The organism is Sulfitobacter sp. 1A15299 (assembly GCF_043556915.1).
Taxonomy (GTDB): domain Bacteria; phylum Pseudomonadota; class Alphaproteobacteria; order Rhodobacterales; family Rhodobacteraceae; genus Sulfitobacter.
The window spans coordinates 336,701-353,513 of record NZ_JBIFFJ010000003.1 but is presented as its reverse complement, the minus strand read 5'-3'; the positions used below and the strand labels follow the sequence as shown (position 1 = coordinate 353,513).

The window sequence follows — 16,813 nt, the reverse complement described above, 5'->3', positions numbered from 1 at the left end:
CATGCCCAAGAACGTTCTTTTCATCATGTGTGACCAGCTTCGCTGGGATTACCTCTCCTGCACCGGCCATCCGCATCTGCACACGCCGCATATCGATGCGTTGGCCGCGCGCGGGGTGCTTTTTGACCGCGCCTATGTGCAATCGCCGATTTGCGGCCCCTCGCGCATGTCCTTCTACACAGGCCGCTATGTCAGCTCGCATGGGTCGACTTGGAATGGCATCCCGCTGAAGGTGGGGGAGATGACGCTGGGCGACCATCTGCGCCCCTTGGGCGTGCGCACGGCGCTCTGCGGCAAGACCCATATGGCCGCCGATATCGAAGGGCTGCGCCGTCTTGGCCTAGCGCCCGACAGCGAGATTGGCGTGCTGATCTCGGAATGCGGGTTCGAGCCCTATGAGCGGGACGACGGGCTGCACCCCGACGGCGGACCCTACGCCCGCAACCCCGCCTATGACGCGCATATGAAGGACCGCGGGTGGCAGGATGAGAACCCTTGGCATTCCGTCGCCAACAGCGCCGAGGACGCAGAGGGCAATATCCTGAGCGGCTGGTTTTTGGACCATGCCGACAAACCGGCCCGCGCGGCGGATGAGGAGAGCGAGACGCCCTATATCACGGGCCGCGCGATGGATTTCATCCGCGAGGCCGGGGATCAGCCCTGGTGCCTGCATCTGAGCTATATCAAGCCGCACTGGCCCTATATCGTCCCCGCGCCCTACCATGATCTCTATGGGCCTGAGAGCCATCTGGACCCGGTGCGCAGCGCGGCGGAAAAGCGCGATCCGCATCCCGTCTATGGCGCATTCATGCAAGAGCGCGTCTCAAAAGCCTTTGCCGATGACGCGACCCGAGGCCGGGTTCTGACCGCCTATATGGGGCTGATCAAACAGCTCGACGACCAGATCGGCCGGCTGATGGCTTTCCTGACCGAAGAGGGGGTCGCGGATGAGACGATGATCGTCTTCACTTCGGATCACGGCGATTACCTTGGCGATCACTGGATGGGCGAAAAAGAGCTTTTTCACGACCCCTCCGCCCGCATCCCGATGATCGTTGTCGACCCCCGCCCCGAGGCCGATGCGACGCGCGGGGCAAAACCCACAGCACTGGTGGAGGCGATCGACGTGGTGCCCACCATCCTCGACTATTTCGGCGGCGCTGCCGTGCCGCATATCATCGAAGGCCGATCTCTCTTGCCGCTGCTGCATGGCAAGGCCGAGCGGCTGCGCGATTTCGTGGTCTCGGAATACGACTACGCGCAGCGCGACGTGCGCAAACGCTTGGGGGTCGAGGTGAGGGACGCCAAGTTGACGATGCTCTTCGACGGGCGGTGGAAATATGTCTTTGCCGAAGGGTTTCGCCCGATGCTTTTCGACCTTGAAAGCGACCCCGATGAGTTGGTCGATCTGGGGGCCGACCCCGCCCATGCGCCTGAGCGCGCCCGGCTCGAGCAACTGCTGTTCCGCTGGACGCGCCGCACCGCTCAACGCACCACCATCTCCGACGCCAAGATCGCGGCGAGCGATGCCACGATGGGGGAGGCGACGGCGGGTATTCTGATCGGCTACCGCAATGAGGATGAGTTGCGCGCGGTTTTGGCGGCGGCGGGGAAAAGCGGCGAGGTGTGAGACATGGCCGCGCCAGCGCCGCCATGTCTGCGCTCGAGTGCCTAAAACGTCAGCCTGCGACGCCCCGCTGAAACGTGATCTGTCCGTCCATGATCGCCGCAATCGCATTCACATCGGTGACCGCCTCTGCAGGGTATTGGGTGATGTCGTGGCTTAGCACCGCGATGTCAGCGTCCATGCCCTCTGCCAGCTGCCCGCGGCAGCCTTCCGCGAACTCTGCCCAGGCATTGTCGCGGGTATAGCTGGCGAGGGTGTCTTGCAGGCTCTGCGTTTGATCCGGCCACGCCTTGCCAAGGTCCAGCGGCGCAATGGCGGCTTTGATCGTGGCCATCACATCCACCGGGATCACGGGCCAGTCGGTCGAGAAAATGACCTTGGCCCCCGTCTCCCGAAGGGTTTGCCATGCATAGGCGCCTTCGATCTGCTGGGGGTGGATGTAGTTGCCCACGCCGGTAGGCGGAAAGATATGGCCGCGGGGGGCGTGCCCGGGTTGGAGGGAGGCCACGATGCCCAAGGCCGCAAGCCGGGGAATGTCGTCGGGATGGATCACTTCGATATGCTCGATCCGGTGGCGGCTGTCGCGTGTGCCATTTGCCTTTTGGGCGGCCTCGAAAGCGTCGATGGTGCGGCGCACGGCGGCATCGCCGATGGCATGGACAGCGATCTGAAACCCCAGCCGATCCGCTTCGACACAGGCCGCGACGAAATGCTCTTGGGTGAAAACCTCATCGCCGCAATTGCCGTCTTTGCCCATTTCGCCCGGATAGGGCTGAAGCATCAGCGCGGTGCCGCTTTCGATCACCCCGTCGATGAACATTTTGACGTGGCTACAGCGGACCTTATCGCCTTGAAAATCGGCGCGCAGGGAAGGGGCTTCGCGGGCCAGCCGCGCAACGGGGTCCGTGCCTTTGAGGTGAAAGGGGACAAGACAGCGGCAGAGCAGGCGGCCCTCGGCCTCCAACTCGGACAGGAGTTCGAGTTGATAGCGGTTGCCGTCCATCAGATGCAGACCGGTGATGCCCTGCGCCGCGCAATGGGCCAGCCCGCGTGCGATGACATCCTTATCCATCTCGCGTTCTGCCGGTGTGGCGGGCGGTTCGGGGTCCCGCCCGGCGGTGAGGCCCAGCATATCGCGGCCGCCATATCGGGTGAGCGACAGGATCGGACTATAGGCGCCGGGCTCAAGCAATTCGCCGCTGGCAAGCCCGTCATCCCCCATCACGATCTCGGAGCCCGCATCGACCGTGCCACCTTGCAACAGCCCTGCCGCCTTCAATGCTGCGGTATTGGCCCAGACGGTGTGATGGTCCGGGGCGAACATCGCCAGCGGGCGGTCGGGCAGGATGGCGTCAAGGTCATGGCGGGTGAGGGTCTTGCCGGTGCCCAGAATGCCGTAATCCGCCATGACGCAGAACAGCATCTTATCCTCGGGGTTGGCCTCGGCATAGGGCAGGATGGCTTGGCGCATGTCCTCCAGCCCGGTGATGCCGTAGAGGCTGAGGTATTCCAGTTCGACCGATCCGCCAAAAAGATGCACATGGCTGTCGATGAACCCGGGCAGCACCGTGCCGCCCTGCGCGTCGATCACCTTGGTCGTTGGGCCGATCAGCGCCATGATCTCAGCGTCCGATCCGACCGCCGCAATCTTGTTGCCGGTGATGGCCAGAGCGCTGGCATGAGGCTGGTCCGGATCGAAGGTGATCAACGCGCCGTTATGGATGACGATATCTGCCGACATGGGCCTGTAGTCCTTATTGCGATGCGCGCCCCGACCAAGGGCCGGGGCGCAATGTGTGTATCGAGCCGGGGTTGGCGTTACTTCTGAAGGTCGGTCCAGATCGCGGTGTAGAGCTTTTGCGCCTCGGGCGGGCAGACCTTGGCGACATAGGCGGCCCCCTTTAGGTCTTCTGGCACCACCACTTCCGGGGCAGACTTCATGTCTTCTGGCATGAACGCCTCGGAGCCCTTGATGCCATTGGCATAGCGGGCGAACTCGGACAGCATCGCAGCATTTTCCGGGTCCATGATGAAGTTGAGGAAGGTCTTGGCCTCTTCCACATTCTGAGCGTCGGACAGGATCGCGGCATTGTCCATCCAGACCGGATAGCCCTCTTGCGGGTAGCCGAAGGCGATGTCGGGGTTCTGGTTGCGCGCACGGAAGGAGGCGCCGTTCCAGTTCACCCCGGCGGCGAGGTCACCCTTGGCGTATTTCTCGATATTGCCATAGTCCATCGACAGCCAATTGGGCTTGGCCTCACGCAGGATGTCGCGGACTTTCTTCAGCATTTCCTTGTCGGCGGTGCACTGCTCCCCGCCCGCAAAGTGGATCGCCATGCCCATCACGTCATTCATCTCGGGCACCACGTTGATCTTGCCCTTCAACTCTTCTGGCGGGTCAAAGATCACGGCGGCGGTGTTGATGTCGCCGTCATAGACCGCGGTGTTCACCGTCACGCCGACGGTCCCCCATTGCCACGGCACGGTGTAATTGCGGCCCGGATCGAATTCCACATCGACCCATTGCGGGTCCATATTCTTGAAGTTCTCCATCTCGTTGGGCTTGCTTTCCATCAAAAGCCCTTCGCCCACGAAGATTGGCACATAGGTGCCCGAGGGCACGACGATATCAAAGCCGTGACCGCCCGCTTTGATCTTGGCCAGCGCCGTATCGTTGCTGTCGTAGTCGGTGATTGTGACCTTGATGCCGGTCTCTTTCTCGAACTTCTCGATCATCTCGGGACTGGTGTAATTGCCCCAGTTGTAGATGTTCAGCTCGCCCTCGGCCATGGCTGGCCCGGCGAGGATGAGGGTAAGTGCCGTCAGTGTCTTTTTCATTTTAAGCTCCCGTTGGTTGATTATTTTTTGACTTTGCTGAGCAGGGTATAGGCGATCACCATCGTCACGGAGATAAAGAGCAATACGGTCGATATTGCGTTGATCTCAGGTGTCACCACCCGCCGTAATTGGCCCAGCATATAGGTTGGCAGGGTATCCTGCCCGGCGGATTTCACGAATTCGGTTATGACCACGTCATCGAGGCTGATCACAAAGGCCAGCATCGCCCCGGCAAGGATCCCCGGCCAGAGCTGGGGCAGGGTCACATGGCGGAAGACCTGAAACGGTGTGCCATAAAGGTCCGCCCCCGCCTGTTCGAGAGTCAGGTCCATGCCTTGCAGCCGTGCGCGGATCGGAAGATATGCAAAGGGAATGCAGAAGGCCGAATGCGCGATGATCAGATACATCAGGCCAGTATAGCCCGTGACGACCTTGATGGAGGCAAAGAAGATCAGCAGCGCCACCGCGGTCACGATCTCGGGCACCATGAGCGGCTGATGGATTAGCGCGAAAACAGCGGTCTGGCCTCGAAACTTGCCCGTGCGGGTGGTGCCGAGGGCGGCGAGCACCGCCACACTGGTCGAGATGGCCGCGGCGGAGACGGCGATCACGAGGCTGCGCACCGTGGCCTCCTGCACCATCTCATTGTCCCAAGCCGAGACGTACCACCGCCAAGAAAACCCCTCCCAGATCGCGACCGAGGTGCCCGCGTTGAAGGAATAGACCACCAGCAGGATGATCGGCATATAGAGCATGAAGAAACATGCCATCGCGATGGTGGAAAAGCCCGTAAGCTTGCGAATGTCGAAGCCGCGATTAGCCATGTTTCACCTCCTCATTCCCCGCCGCGCGGACATAGGCCAGCAGAGCCACCATCACGATGGCGAGCAAGGTGATCGACAGCGCCGCCCCCAAGGGCCAGTTGCGCCCCTGTCCGAATTGCAATTCGATCAGATTGCCGATCATCAATTGATTGCCCCCGCCCATGACGCGCGGCGTCACATAGGCTCCCAGCGACGGCACCAACACGAGGATAGACCCCGCGATCACCCCCGGCTTCACCAGCGGCAGGATGACCCGGCGCAGCACGTGAAAGCGCGTCGCATAGAGGTCGTAGCCTGCTTCGACGAGCCGGAAATCCAACCGCTCAAGCGAGGCATAGATCGGCAGGACCATGAGCGGCAGGTAGACGTACACCATGCCCAGAATGATCGAAAACTCGGTGAAAAGCATTTGGATCGGTTCATCAATGATGCCAAGCGCGATGAGGATCGAATTCATCGTGCCTTCGTTTCGGATCAATTCCAGAATGGCGAAGGTGCGGATCAGCAGGTTCGTCCAAAAGGGGATAATGATCAGCAACATCCAGAATTCGCGCTGCTTTTTTGGCCGCGTGGCGATGAAATAGGCGGTGGGGAAGCCAAAGAACAAACAGGCGAGCGTTGTCAGGATCGACAGTTTGAGCGACCGCCAGAAGATGCTGAGATGGGCATCCGACCAGCCCAAAGTGTCGTCGAAGATATCGCGCTGCATCAGCACGCCGAACCACGCATCGGTGGAGAAATCCCAAACCACCCCGCCATAGTCGCCGGGCGTGAGGAAGGAATAGAACAGCGTGATCAGCAGGGGGCCGCTGGCGGCGAAGATCAGGATGATCAGCGCGGGCGTCAGCAGCAGCCACCGGTTGCGGGCAGCGCGTTTTGCGACGGTGTTGGAAAGCTCTGCCATGGGTCAGTCCCTCAGAACCTGAGCGGCTCCGGCGGGGAAGGAGACGCCAACCCGATCGCCGGTCACATAGGAATGCGCGACCTCGGGGCCGTTTTGTTGGCGCAATACGAATTCGCTGCCGTCATCGAGGTCGACGTGAAAATGCGTATCGGTGCCGAAGTAGACCACCTCGCGCAGGCGCCCGGCCAGAAGACCGTCAGCCTCTGGGGTCAGTTCCGCATGTTCGGGCCGCAGGGCGAGGGTCACCCGACCTGTGGCCGCTTCATTCGCATGGGCCGCGACCATCTTCCCTGAAGGCAAACGCAGCTGCGCGGTCTCACCTTCCCGGCCAGTGATCTCGGCAGGCAGAAAATTGGTATCCCCGATGAAATCCGCCACGAAACGGTCTGCGGGGCGGTCGTAGATTTCGCGGGGGCGCCCGACCTGACGCACGGCGCCGTTGGACATGACCGCAATGCGGTCCGACATTGTCAGCGCCTCTTCTTGGTCGTGGGTCACGAAGATGAAGGTGATCCCCGTCTCGGTCTGTAGCCGCTTCAACTCCAATTGCATCTTCTTGCGGAGCTTGAAGTCCAAGGCGCTCAGGGGTTCATCCAGCAACAGAATCTTGGGCCGTGGCGCCAGGGCGCGGGCGAGGGCGACGCGCTGCTGTTGCCCGCCGGAGATCTGGCTGGTCTGACGATCCGCCATCTGGGTCATTTGCACCAGTTCCATCATCTCATCGACGGTGGATTTGATTGCCGATTTGGGCGTGCCCAGCATCTGCAAGCCAAAGCCGATATTCTCGGCCACGGTCATATGGGGAAACAGCGCGTAGTTCTGAAAGACGGTATTAATGGGCCGTTTGTAAGGGGGTGAGGCAAGCAGGCTTTCGCCAAACATGTCGAGGCGGCCCGAGGTGGGGTGTTCGAACCCCGCGATCAGGCGCAGCAGGGTCGTCTTGCCACAGCCCGAAGGGCCGAGCAGCGTAAAGAACTCATTGTCCTGAATTTCCAGATCGATACTTGCAAGCGCTTCGACCGGCGGGTTGCCGGGGTATACTTTGCGCAGCGCCTGTGCGGTAATTGCCTTGGTCATCTTTCCCCCTGATAGCCCATCTTGTTTCTTGTTTTTGAGCAAAGCTTGGCTCGTATGATTGCGCCAATAGTAATTGGTGAATATACCCCCTTGGGGGTAGTGTTCTTGGAATTTTGATCAGATTCTGGAGTATCTTTGGGCGAAAGGCTGATAAATATAGCGATTGAGCAATTACGCGATGCGCTTCGTGCGGTCGGCACCCCGGATTTTTTCGAGGCTTTCAAAAGCTTTTTCAGCAGCCGCATCACATTCGGCACCTTCTTGATACTGCGCTTCGATGCCGATCAGCCGCCCTTGTTGCTGGACTATTGGATCGAGCCCGGAAAACTGATCGGGCGACCGCTCGAAGACTATATGGAGAGCAGCTACGGCTTCGATCCCTTTTATCTGCACCGTAGCCTGCCCAAGGGGGGCGGGCTGTTTCGTCTGGCCGACATCGCGCCGGACCGGTTCTTTTCCAGCGAGTATTATCTGCACTATTATCGCGGCACCGGGCTTTGCGATGAGATCGGCCTGCTTGCCCCGCTGGGGGACGGTGGGGTGGCGCATCTGTCGATAAGCAGGCGGGATGGTCAGGGGCCGTTCCGCCGAAACGAGCTTCGGCATCTGGAGGCCTTTGCGCCGTTGTTGCTTGAGCTTTTGGTGCAGCATTGCCGGACTGTGGCACCGACCCCTGTTGGCCAACAGGCAACCCGCCCCCCGCTTGCCGATGCCATCCGGCTTCATGCTGGGGATCGGTTGAACATCGGCCTGACCCTGCGCGAGGCGCAGATCGCGGGGCTGGTGCTTCAGGGCCATTCCAACGCATCCGCCGCCAAGCTTCTCAATATCGCGACAGAGACCTGTAAGGTGCATCGCCGGAACCTTTACCGCAAGCTTGTCATCTCATCGCAGAGCGAGCTTTTCGGCGTGTTCAAACATCTGTTGTAGCGGCTCTGCGGTGCGTTTGCGCTAAGGGCGCCCCATTGGCCCGGGCGGACCTGCGCGCCCCGAGATGTCCCCCATCCCCAAGGCCGCAGCGCGCTTGATGCATGCAAATGGATGGGCGAGCGTTTTGCCGAAAGGCGCCAACACATCGGTTTCTGAGGGGGGTATGGGATCGTGAAAGCACTGAGCCGTATGTCCACGAAATCCACCCCCCATCGAAGTGCTGCGCAAAGGCCCGCTAGGGCACAAGCCGGGCTACATGATCCACCACGGCAGCGTCGCCTATGGGTCTTTCGACTTTGAGAACGACCCGCCGATGATCCGCAACGCCTATATCGAGAATTCGGTCCGGAACACGGTGCATGACCCCGAAGAGCGCTATGCGGGCGGTAAATTCGCTTTGCTGCGAGTGGCAGTTTTGCGCCGATCCGCGCAACCGCGGGCGGGGTGAAACTAGCTCATATCGGGGGGGGGATGGAGGCGAGTACCGGAATCGAACCGGTGTACACGGATTTGCAATCCGCTGCGTAACCACTCCGCCAACTCGCCGACCGGTGGTTGGCGCACTGCTAACGGATCGCGAAGGGGGCCGCAAGTCCCATATGCGCGCGAAAATGCGGTCAGGGCGTTGCCGCTGGCCCGGCAATGTGGCACATCACTCTTCAGACACCCTGAACGAACGAGTTTAGCTGATGAGTGATTTCGCCGCCCGCCGCGTAACCATGGTAGATACGCAGGTTCGTCCTTCGGATGTGACCAAGTTTCCAATCATCGACGCGATGCTGACCGTGCAGCGCGAAGACTTCGTGCCGGCGGCACAGCGCGAGGCTGCCTATCTGGGGGAAAACCTCGATCTAGGGCAGGATCGGGTGCTGCTCGACCCGCGGACATTGGCCAAGATGCTCGATCACCTCGACATCACCAACGAAGAACTCGTGCTCGATATCGGCTGCGCCATGGGCTATTCCAGCGCCGTGATCGCGCATATGGCCGAGGCCGTCGTCGCCGTTGAGGAAGACGAAGCCATGGCCGCCGAGGCGCAAGAGGCGCTGGCGCAGGCGGGCGCGGACAATGTGATCGTCCATGTCGCCCCGCTGACCAACGGCGCGCCGCAGCATGGGCCCTATGACGTGGTCATCATCCAAGGTGCAGTAGGCGAGGTGCCCGAGGCGCTGGTGGAACAGGTGAAAGAGGGCGGGCGGATCGCTTGTCTCTTTATGGATCGGGGGCTGGGCGAGGTGCGCGTGGGCTATAAGCGCGGCGGTCACGTATCCTGGCGGCCCGAATTCAACGCCGGTGCGCCGGTGCTGCGTGGCTTTGAGCGTCAGGCAGAATTCCAGCTGTAAGCGATAGGATGGCGCGCCGGTTCTACCGCGCGCCACTTCGCTTTCAGGGGAGGGGCACCCGCCCCGATCGGCCCACGGGCCGGTCTAAAGGTCTATAAAAGCTATTCAGGGGCATTGAGCCATGAGCGCGAACAGTTTCACGAAATCCCTCAAACGTTATGCCATCGCCCTGCCGGTGAGCCTCGTCCTCGCCGGCGGGGCCGCCCTGCCGCGTGTGGCTGCCGCCGAAACATTGGCCGACGCGCTGGTGGGGGCCTATGAGCATTCTGGCCTGCTGGAGCAGAACCGCGCGCTTTTGCGTGCCGCGGATGAGGATGTGGCCGCGGCGAAATCGGCGTTGAAGCCGGTGCTGCGGTGGGCTGCGGGGCTGACGCAAAGCTTTGGCACCACGCGCAGCTCTTCGCTGTTGCCAGCCCAGTCGACGGAAAGCCTGAAGGCGTCGATCAGCCTGATTGGGGAGCTTTTGCTCTATGATTTCGGCGCGAGCGCCTATCGCGTGGAGGCGGCGAAAGAGGCCGTGCTGGCCACCCGCCAGACCTTGGTCAACCTAGAGCAGCAGGTGCTGCTGCGCGCGGTTGCGGCCTATATGGGCGTGATCGAAGCTTCGGAAACGGTTGAGCTGCGCAACAACAACCTGCGTCTGCTGACCCAAGAGCTGCGCGCCGCGCGGGATCGTTTCGACGTGGGCGAAGTCACCCGCACCGATGTGGCGCTGGCCGAAGCGCAGCTTGCCAATGCCCGCAGCGGGCTGGCGGGTGCCGAAGGCGCGCTGCTGCGCGCGGTTGAGGAATATCGCAACGCCGTGGGTCATGCGCCGGGCAACCTCAGCCAACCGCCGAGCCTGCCGAATGTCGGCGGCAGTCTGGCCTCGGCCAAGGCATTGGCCGTGCGCACTCACCCGTCGATTATCGCAGCACAGCATCAGGTGGCGGCGGCCGATCTCAGTGTCGAAGCCAATGAGGCGGCCATGGGCCCGCGGATCACGCTGAACGGCCAATATGGCCTGAACGAGACCTTCGACAGCGAGGCCTATACCCGCAGCGGCAGCGTTGGGGTCGAGGTCGGTCAGACCATCTATCAGGGCGGGGCGCTGTCTTCGGCCGTGCGCAGCGCAATGGCGCAGCGGGACGCGCAGCGCGCCAACCTGCATGTGGTGCGCCGAGACGTCGAGCAGGAGGTGGGCAACGCCTATGCTGCGCTGGCCTCGGCACGGGCGCAGTTGGAGGCCTCCGACCGGCAAATTCGGGCCGCGCGTATCGCCTTCCGGGGCGTCCGCGAGGAAGCCACCCTCGGCGCGCGCACCACCTTGGACGTGCTGGACGCAGAGCAATCGCTGCTGGATGCGGAATCGACCCGCGTGTCGGCCCGCGCCAACCTTTATGTGGCGGCCTATTCCGTGCTTGCGGCCACGGGCCGTCTGACTGCGCAGGATTTGAAGCTGCCGGTGCAGATCTATGACGCGGGGGCCTATTACAACCTTGTTAAGGACGCCCCTGCTAAATACTCGAAAGAGGGCCAAGCACTGGATCGGGTGCTGCGCGCGCTGCAAAAAGACTGACGTTTGCACGGTCGTTCGGCATTTTGCACCGCCCCATTGTGAGAATCCTTCCACGCGGTTAAGCTATCCGCGAGGCAAGAGTGGTAGAGAAATATGTCCGAACCCGTCAAAAACGCGGAGGTGGAAGACGTCCTGTCGTCGATTCGCCGTTTGGTGTCCGAAGACAAGCGTCCCCTGCAAACGTCCAACCCGACGCCGGTTTCCAAGCCGGAGGCCACGGGCGCCGCGCATGACGCCGGGGCTACGCCTGTGGTGCGCCAGCCACAGGGCGAGGGCGCCGCGTTCAAGAGCACGCGGGGCGGCGCGTTGGACGGGCCGACATCGGACAGCCTCACGCCTGAGGATTTTACCCCGCATCTGTCGCTGCGCACCGCTTCGGGCGGCACGGCGCGCCCTGCTTCTAACGAAGGCGCCGGTGAAGCACCCAAAGCCGCGCCGCCGCCGCTGAGCCTGACCCAAGCCATGCAGGCAGAGGCCGACGACAACGCCGATGACGCAGAGCGTCCTTTCGTCTCGGCCCGCCATCCCGCAACCCCGCCTGCCGAGAAGGCTTCCGTGGCGTCGAGCGACCGTTTGGTCCTGACTCCCGCGCTCAGGGTTGCCACCTCCGATGGCGCGGATCGGCCAAAGGCCGCTGCGGTTGATCCGGCCAAAGTCTCGCCCTTGGACTACGACATGCTGCATGACGATCCGAGCGATCTGCATGCCGAGGATTACCGCACCCCCGCGCCAGAGGCCGCGGGTGAGGCCCGCGCCCGCGCCGTCTCCGGCACCGTGGCGCAATCCTCGGGGGGCAGCCGCAGCGACAAGCTGGCGGCGCTTGAAACGGCCATTGGCAAGATTTCGGACGATTGGGATCCGGACGCGCCCGGCGATAACGACTATTCCGGCACCGAACCTCCGGCGATGGAGTGGAAAGACGAGGCGGAGCTTGACGCGCCAGAGGCTCCGACTGCCGACACGGCCACGGTAGAGGCCGAGACCCCCGCGCCGCCCGCCCCCCGCCGCCCGCAGGCTTCGACACCGCAGGTGGAAGAGCAGGTGCGCCGTTTCGCCGACAGCGGCCCGCGTGTCGCCGATCCTGCCGCCACCGCGCCTGAATTCGACTATGCCACTCCGGCGCAGGACGCGGGCGAGGATCAGTTTCTCGACGAAGAAGCGCTGCGCGATATGGTGACCGAGATCGTCCGCGCCGAGCTTCAGGGCGCCTTGGGTGAGCGGATTACCCGCAATGTGCGCAAACTGGTCCGCCGCGAAATTCACCGCGCGCTGACGGCGCAAGACCTCGAATAAGCGAAGCGGCGGCACCCGCCGCCATGACCGCCCCGCCAAGGTGACGCTGCGCGACCCGCCGCGCGCGTGGTCTTGCGCGATATGTGCTACCGGCTACATTGGGGCACCAGCGCGGAAGGATCACCGATGGAATTGACGGTTAACGGCACGGTCCACGAGGTGGATGTGGAAGACGACATGCCGTTGCTCTGGGTCTTGCGCGATGAGTTGGGCATCACCGGGCCGAAATACGGCTGCGGCATCGCGCAATGCGGTGCCTGCACCGTGCATGTCGATGGGCTGGCCGTGCGGTCCTGCCAATTGCGGGCGGCGGATGTGAACGGCGATGTCACCACCATCGAAGGCTTGGGCACGCCCGAAGCGCTGCATGTGGTGCAGGCGGCATGGGTGGAGCATCAGGTCGCGCAATGCGGTTACTGCCAATCGGGGCAGATCATGCAGGCGGCCTCGTTCCTGGAGCTGAACCCCGAGCCGACGGACGATCAGATCGACGCCGCGATGAGCGGGAACCTCTGCCGCTGCGGCACCTATCCGCGCATCCGTGCCGCCGTTCACAGCGCCGCCGCGCGGCTGCGGGGGGGCTGACATGTCGCGCCTGCGCACCATCACCCGCCGCAGTTTCATCGTCGGCTCCGCCGCCATTGCCGGGGGCGTGGCCTTTGGCACCTATCTGTACAAACGCGACCTGAAGAACCCGCTGCTCGAAGGCTTGCCACCCGGCGCGGCGGCGATCACGCCCTACGTCAAGATCGACGCGAGCGGCGTCACCCTGATCACCCCGCGCGCCGATGTGGGGCAGGGGGCCTATTCGATCCAAGCCCATATGATCGCCGAGGAATTGGATGTGGACCTCGACACGGTCCGGATCACGCCCGGGCCGCCTTCGCCGGTCTATTACAACGGCGTGGTCGGGGTTGAGGCGATGCCGATCGCCGCGACCTCGGAAACGCTGCTGGCGCGGACCGGGCGCGGCGCCTCGGATGTGGCGGGAAAGCTGCTTGGCCTGCAATTGACCGGCGGCAGTTCGACCGTGCCGGATATGTACGACCGGCTGCGCATGGCCGGGGCCGTGGCGCGCGAAACTCTGCTGGCCGCCGCCGTGGCGCAGACGGGGCTGGAACGGAGCCAACTCAAGACCGAGGCGGGCGCGGTGGTGCTGCCCGACGGCATGCGGCTGGCCTATCAAGACCTCGCCGCCGCCGCGGCGGAGATCGACCCGGTGACTGAGCTCACGCTGCGCGATCCCGGCGCGTGGCGGCACCTTGGCAAGGCCCAGATGCGCACCGATATCATGGCCAAATCCACCGGCACCCAGACCTATGGCATCGACATGGCGATGGAGGGGATGCTTCACGCCACGACCCGCACCAACCCGGCGCAGGGCGGGGCGATCATGGGCTTTGACGCGGGTCGCGCCGAAAAGATGCGCGGCGTGAAGGCGGTCTTGCCCATCACCGGCGGCGTCGCCGTGGTGGCCGACAACACATGGCGGGCCTTTCAAGCCGTGCAGGCGGTGAAATGTGATTGGGGCGCGTCGCCCTATATCGGCGACACGGCGGATCAGTTCGAGGCCGTGGCGGCCTCCTTCACCGATGACCGGCAGGACAGCCGGTTTCGCGATGACGGTGATGTCAGCGCGGCCCTGGCCGATGGGGAGGTGTTGGAGGCCGCGTACCGCATCCCCTATCTGGCCCATGCCCCGCTGGAGCCGATGAGTGTCGTGGTGAAGCTGGAGAAGGCCCGCGTCGATATCTGGACCGGCACGCAGATCCCGCGTTTCATGCAGGCCAATGTCGCCGCGCTGACCGGGATCGACGCCGAGAACGTGCATATCCATGTGCTGATGTCGGGCGGTAGTTTCGGGCGGCGGCTTGAGGATGACTATACCCTGCGGGCCGTCGAAGTGGCGATGCAGATGCCCGGCACGCCGATCAAGATGGTCTGGTCGCGCGAGGAGGATTTCACCCATGACTTCCCCCGCCCGCTGGCCATGGCGCGGGCGCGGGGCAAGGTTTCGGAGGGGCAGATCGCGGCCTATGATCTGGCCATCGCGGCACCTTCGACAGCGGAATCGCAGATGGCGCGGTTGAACCAGCCGGTCTTCGGCCCCGACATGGCCATCGTCGCAGGCGCATGGGATCAGCCCTTTGCGATCCCCAATTACCGCGTGACCGGCCACCGTGTGCCCGCGATGGTGCCGGTGAGCTCATGGCGCTCGGTCGGGGCGTCGGGCAACGGCTTCCTGCACGAAAGCTTCATGGATGAGATGTGCCATGCCGCGGGCGTCGACCCTTTGGAGGAACGGCTCAGGCTGTGCAGCCATGCGCCCTCGCGCGGGGTGTTGGAGGCCGTGGGCGAGATGTCGAACTGGGGCGCAGAGCTTGGGCCGGGGCGGGGCCGGGGGCTGGCGTTCTGCCTGTCCTTCGGCGTGCCGGTGGCCGAGGTGGTCGAGGTCAGCCAGACCGACGCAGGCCTCAAGATCGACCGCGTTTTCGTTGCCGCCGAAGTGGGCCGCGTGATGGACCCGGTGAACTTCGAGGCGCAACTCTCCGGCGCGGTGATCTGGGGTTTGGGCCATGCGATGAACTGCGAACTGACCTATCGCGACGGGGTGCCGCAGCAGGACAATTACCACCTCTACGAAGGGTTGCGGCTGTATCAGACGCCCAAGATCGAAGTGCGCGGGCTAGAGAATGGCGGCAAGCTGCGCGGCATCGGTGAGCCGGGCGTGCCGCCCGCCGCGCCGGCGCTGGCCAATGCAATCTTCGCCGCCACGGGCCAGCGGATCCGTGAACTCCCCCTGTCTAAATCCGTGGATTTCGCATGAGATATCTATCGACCTGCGCCGCACTCATGCTGGCCGCCCCCGCCTTCGCGCAAGACGCGCCCGATCGCGCCGAGGGGCTGGCCGCTTGGGATCGGATTTTCATCGTCACCGCGCATCCACGTTGCACCAATTGCCATGTGGGCGAAGAGGGCCGGCCGATGTGGCAGGGCTTGGGCTATGGGCCGGAGGCGGTGCACGGCATGAATGTGCGCGCGGGCGAGAGCAGGATCGGGGCCGAGAGCATCCCTTGTGACGCCTGCCACGTCACCTCTGCGGCTGCGAATACCGTGCCCCATGCCCCACCGCATATCGACGATGCCTGGCGGCTGCCGCCGGTGGAATTGGCGTGGTTCGGCAAATCCTCTGTCGAGGTCTGCACCCAGTTGCGCGACCCTGAGACCAACGATGGGCATGACATCGCCTCATTGGTCGATCACCTGCAAAACTCGGCTTTCGTGAACTGGGGCTTCGCCCCCGGCGCGGGGCGGTCAGTGCCCGAAGGGACGCTCGATGCGCTGGTGCATGACGTGACAGTCTGGGGCGCTGCCGGCACGCCCTGCGCAGGGGATCAGGGCTGATCGCTCATCGCGCGGGCCAATCTGCGGATGCGCAAGGCGCGGTTCAACTCACCGCCAAAGATCAGCACCAGTGCCGCGAGATACATGAAGTAAAGCGCCGCGATGATCCCTGCCATGCCCGCGTAATAGCTGGCATAGGTGCCAAAGCTGCGCAGGTAGGATGAAAACAGCACCGCCAGCACGGTCCAAGCGGCGGCGGTGGCGACCACGCCGGGCCAGATGTTGTTGAACCGCGTCCGCCGTGCGGGCAGGATCACATGGGCCGCGAAGAGGGCGACCAGCAGGATCGTGGCCGAGGCGGGAAAGCGGACCAGCCCTACGGTAACCGAACGCGGATCGAAACCCGGCATCAGCATATGCAGCCAAGACCCGGCCCGGGGGGCGAGCACCAGCAGGTAGCCCACGATCACGAGGATCAGGCTCGCCAGCAGCACCATGGCCACCTGCACGGCGTAGATGGTGAAGACGGACCGCGTCTCGCGCAGCCCATAGGCGCGGTTCAACCCCACGCGCACCCCATCGACCCCGCCCACGGCGAACCAAACGGTCAGCAGGATACCCACGCTCAGCAGATCGCCGCGCGGCACGGTCATGACCTTTTCCACCTCCGTCACGATCGGTTCGATCAGGGCAGGGGGGACGATGGCGATCAGGAAATGGATCAGGTCATCGGCCATCGACCGGTCGCCGACAAAGGCAGTGAGCGAACTGGTGAAGATCAGGAAGGGAAAGATCGCCAGCAGCGCGCGAAAGGCCACGTTTCCGGCCATGCCGAAGGCATCATCGCTCCACAGCCGCAGCACCGCCTCGTGCAGGACGGCCCGCACGACCCGCAGCCCGGTGCCGTGAAACAGATCCTCGGGATCCTCGCTGAGAACACCGTGGGTCATGACGACCTCGCGCTTTTGGTCTTGGGCCGGTCTGGCGTCCATTCCAATGCCTCGTTTTCATCCCATGCGGCTAAGCTAGTGCCCCTTTGCCCGGGCCGCCACCTTGATGACGGCCAAAGGCGAG

Annotated in this window: 16 protein-coding genes and 1 tRNA gene; 9 read left to right on the top strand and 8 right to left on the bottom strand. The window is 63.4% G+C overall.

The window, feature by feature from the left end:
* Window position 1 precedes the first annotated feature (1 nt).
* Entirely contained in the window at window positions 2–1,630 is a 1,629-nt protein-coding gene (locus ACGYK7_RS07090; RefSeq protein WP_394400335.1) for an alkaline phosphatase family protein, read from the top strand.
* A 49-nt stretch (window positions 1,631–1,679) separates the two neighbouring features.
* Here ACGYK7_RS07090 and ACGYK7_RS07085 read toward each other — a convergent pair whose 3' ends face one another.
* The 6 genes from ACGYK7_RS07085 to ACGYK7_RS07060 all read right to left on the bottom strand — a co-directional run bounded on the left by ACGYK7_RS07085 (window position 1,680) and on the right by ACGYK7_RS07060 (window position 7,515).
* On the bottom strand, window positions 1,680–3,368 hold the full coding sequence (locus ACGYK7_RS07085; protein WP_394400333.1) for an amidohydrolase: 1,689 nt from the start codon (window positions 3,366–3,368) through the stop codon (window positions 1,680–1,682).
* 77 nt (window positions 3,369–3,445) lie between these two features.
* Window positions 3,446–4,465 (bottom strand): extracellular solute-binding protein, encoded by a 1,020-nt coding sequence (locus ACGYK7_RS07080; protein WP_394400331.1) that lies wholly within the window; start codon window positions 4,463–4,465, stop codon window positions 3,446–3,448.
* Window positions 4,466–4,485: 20 nt separating this feature from the next.
* Window positions 4,486–5,289 carry an ABC transporter permease gene (locus tag ACGYK7_RS07075; protein ID WP_394400329.1) on the bottom strand — a complete coding sequence of 268 codons (804 nt, stop codon included), beginning with the start codon at window positions 5,287–5,289 and terminating at the stop codon, window positions 4,486–4,488.
* Window positions 5,282–6,193 carry an ABC transporter permease gene (locus ACGYK7_RS07070; RefSeq protein WP_394400327.1) on the bottom strand — a complete coding sequence of 304 codons (912 nt, stop codon included), beginning with the start codon at window positions 6,191–6,193 and terminating at the stop codon, window positions 5,282–5,284. Before ACGYK7_RS07070 ends, ACGYK7_RS07075 begins: the two co-directional genes overlap by 8 nt.
* Window positions 6,194–6,196: 3 nt before the next feature.
* On the bottom strand, window positions 6,197–7,270 hold the full coding sequence (locus ACGYK7_RS07065) for an ABC transporter ATP-binding protein (protein ID WP_394400325.1): 1,074 nt from the start codon (window positions 7,268–7,270) through the stop codon (window positions 6,197–6,199).
* A complete protein-coding gene (locus tag ACGYK7_RS07060) occupies window positions 7,267–7,515 on the bottom strand; it encodes a hypothetical protein (RefSeq protein ID WP_394400323.1) in 249 nt (82 codons plus the stop codon). Before ACGYK7_RS07060 ends, ACGYK7_RS07065 begins: the two co-directional genes overlap by 4 nt.
* A 16-nt stretch (window positions 7,516–7,531) precedes the next feature.
* Between ACGYK7_RS07060 and ACGYK7_RS07055 the strand changes: the two genes are divergently transcribed.
* Together ACGYK7_RS07055 and ACGYK7_RS07050 are read left to right on the top strand one after the other, a co-directional pair.
* Entirely contained in the window at window positions 7,532–8,200 is a 669-nt protein-coding gene (locus ACGYK7_RS07055) for a LuxR C-terminal-related transcriptional regulator (RefSeq protein ID WP_394400321.1), read from the top strand.
* 217 nt (window positions 8,201–8,417) lie between these two features.
* A complete protein-coding gene (locus ACGYK7_RS07050) occupies window positions 8,418–8,648 on the top strand; it encodes a hypothetical protein (RefSeq protein WP_394400319.1) in 231 nt (76 codons plus the stop codon).
* A 24-nt stretch (window positions 8,649–8,672) separates the two neighbouring features.
* Here the strand turns inward: ACGYK7_RS07050 and ACGYK7_RS07045 are convergent.
* Window positions 8,673–8,746: transfer RNA gene (locus ACGYK7_RS07045), tRNA-Cys, on the bottom strand.
* A 143-nt stretch (window positions 8,747–8,889) separates the two neighbouring features.
* Here ACGYK7_RS07045 and ACGYK7_RS07040 point away from each other — a divergent pair.
* The 6 genes from ACGYK7_RS07040 to ACGYK7_RS07015 all read left to right on the top strand — a co-directional run bounded on the left by ACGYK7_RS07040 (window position 8,890) and on the right by ACGYK7_RS07015 (window position 15,799).
* A complete protein-coding gene (locus ACGYK7_RS07040) occupies window positions 8,890–9,543 on the top strand; it encodes a protein-L-isoaspartate O-methyltransferase (protein WP_394400317.1) in 654 nt (217 codons plus the stop codon).
* 121 nt (window positions 9,544–9,664) lie between these two features.
* On the top strand, window positions 9,665–11,101 hold the full coding sequence (locus tag ACGYK7_RS07035; RefSeq protein WP_394400315.1) for a TolC family outer membrane protein: 1,437 nt from the start codon (window positions 9,665–9,667) through the stop codon (window positions 11,099–11,101).
* Between the two features lie 93 nt (window positions 11,102–11,194).
* On the top strand, window positions 11,195–12,394 hold the full coding sequence (locus ACGYK7_RS07030; protein WP_394400313.1) for a hypothetical protein: 1,200 nt from the start codon (window positions 11,195–11,197) through the stop codon (window positions 12,392–12,394).
* 126 nt (window positions 12,395–12,520) lie between these two features.
* On the top strand, window positions 12,521–12,979 hold the full coding sequence (locus ACGYK7_RS07025; protein ID WP_209219091.1) for a (2Fe-2S)-binding protein: 459 nt from the start codon (window positions 12,521–12,523) through the stop codon (window positions 12,977–12,979).
* A 1-nt stretch (window position 12,980) separates the two neighbouring features.
* On the top strand, window positions 12,981–15,221 hold the full coding sequence (locus tag ACGYK7_RS07020) for a molybdopterin cofactor-binding domain-containing protein (RefSeq protein ID WP_394400311.1): 2,241 nt from the start codon (window positions 12,981–12,983) through the stop codon (window positions 15,219–15,221).
* Entirely contained in the window at window positions 15,218–15,799 is a 582-nt protein-coding gene (locus ACGYK7_RS07015) for a hypothetical protein (protein WP_394400309.1), read from the top strand. Before ACGYK7_RS07020 ends, ACGYK7_RS07015 begins: the two co-directional genes overlap by 4 nt.
* Here ACGYK7_RS07015 and ACGYK7_RS07010 read toward each other — a convergent pair.
* The gene (locus tag ACGYK7_RS07010; protein ID WP_394400307.1) at window positions 15,790–16,731 is read right to left on the bottom strand and encodes a YihY/virulence factor BrkB family protein; all 942 of its coding nucleotides are present in this window, start codon (window positions 16,729–16,731) and stop codon (window positions 15,790–15,792) included. The genes ACGYK7_RS07015 and ACGYK7_RS07010 overlap by 10 nt on opposite strands.
* Between the last annotated feature and the right edge of the window lie 82 nt (window positions 16,732–16,813).

Coding starts and splice junctions, on each gene's coding strand:
- ACGYK7_RS07040 (WP_394400317.1), top strand. CDS start 8,890: ATGAGTGATTTCGCCGCCCGCCGCGTAACCATGGTAGATACGCAGGTT.
- ACGYK7_RS07085 (WP_394400333.1), bottom strand. CDS start 3,368: ATGTCGGCAGATATCGTCATCCATAACGGCGCGTTGATCACCTTCGAT.
- ACGYK7_RS07080 (WP_394400331.1), bottom strand. CDS start 4,465: ATGAAAAAGACACTGACGGCACTTACCCTCATCCTCGCCGGGCCAGCC.
- ACGYK7_RS07010 (WP_394400307.1), bottom strand. CDS start 16,731: ATGGACGCCAGACCGGCCCAAGACCAAAAGCGCGAGGTCGTCATGACC.
- ACGYK7_RS07025 (WP_209219091.1), top strand. CDS start 12,521: ATGGAATTGACGGTTAACGGCACGGTCCACGAGGTGGATGTGGAAGAC.
- ACGYK7_RS07015 (WP_394400309.1), top strand. CDS start 15,218: ATGAGATATCTATCGACCTGCGCCGCACTCATGCTGGCCGCCCCCGCC.
- ACGYK7_RS07075 (WP_394400329.1), bottom strand. CDS start 5,289: ATGGCTAATCGCGGCTTCGACATTCGCAAGCTTACGGGCTTTTCCACC.
- ACGYK7_RS07065 (WP_394400325.1), bottom strand. CDS start 7,270: ATGACCAAGGCAATTACCGCACAGGCGCTGCGCAAAGTATACCCCGGC.
- ACGYK7_RS07020 (WP_394400311.1), top strand. CDS start 12,981: ATGTCGCGCCTGCGCACCATCACCCGCCGCAGTTTCATCGTCGGCTCC.
- ACGYK7_RS07070 (WP_394400327.1), bottom strand. CDS start 6,193: ATGGCAGAGCTTTCCAACACCGTCGCAAAACGCGCTGCCCGCAACCGG.
- ACGYK7_RS07030 (WP_394400313.1), top strand. CDS start 11,195: ATGTCCGAACCCGTCAAAAACGCGGAGGTGGAAGACGTCCTGTCGTCG.
- ACGYK7_RS07060 (WP_394400323.1), bottom strand. CDS start 7,515: ATGCGGCTGCTGAAAAAGCTTTTGAAAGCCTCGAAAAAATCCGGGGTG.
- ACGYK7_RS07090 (WP_394400335.1), top strand. CDS start 2: ATGCCCAAGAACGTTCTTTTCATCATGTGTGACCAGCTTCGCTGGGAT.
- ACGYK7_RS07035 (WP_394400315.1), top strand. CDS start 9,665: ATGAGCGCGAACAGTTTCACGAAATCCCTCAAACGTTATGCCATCGCC.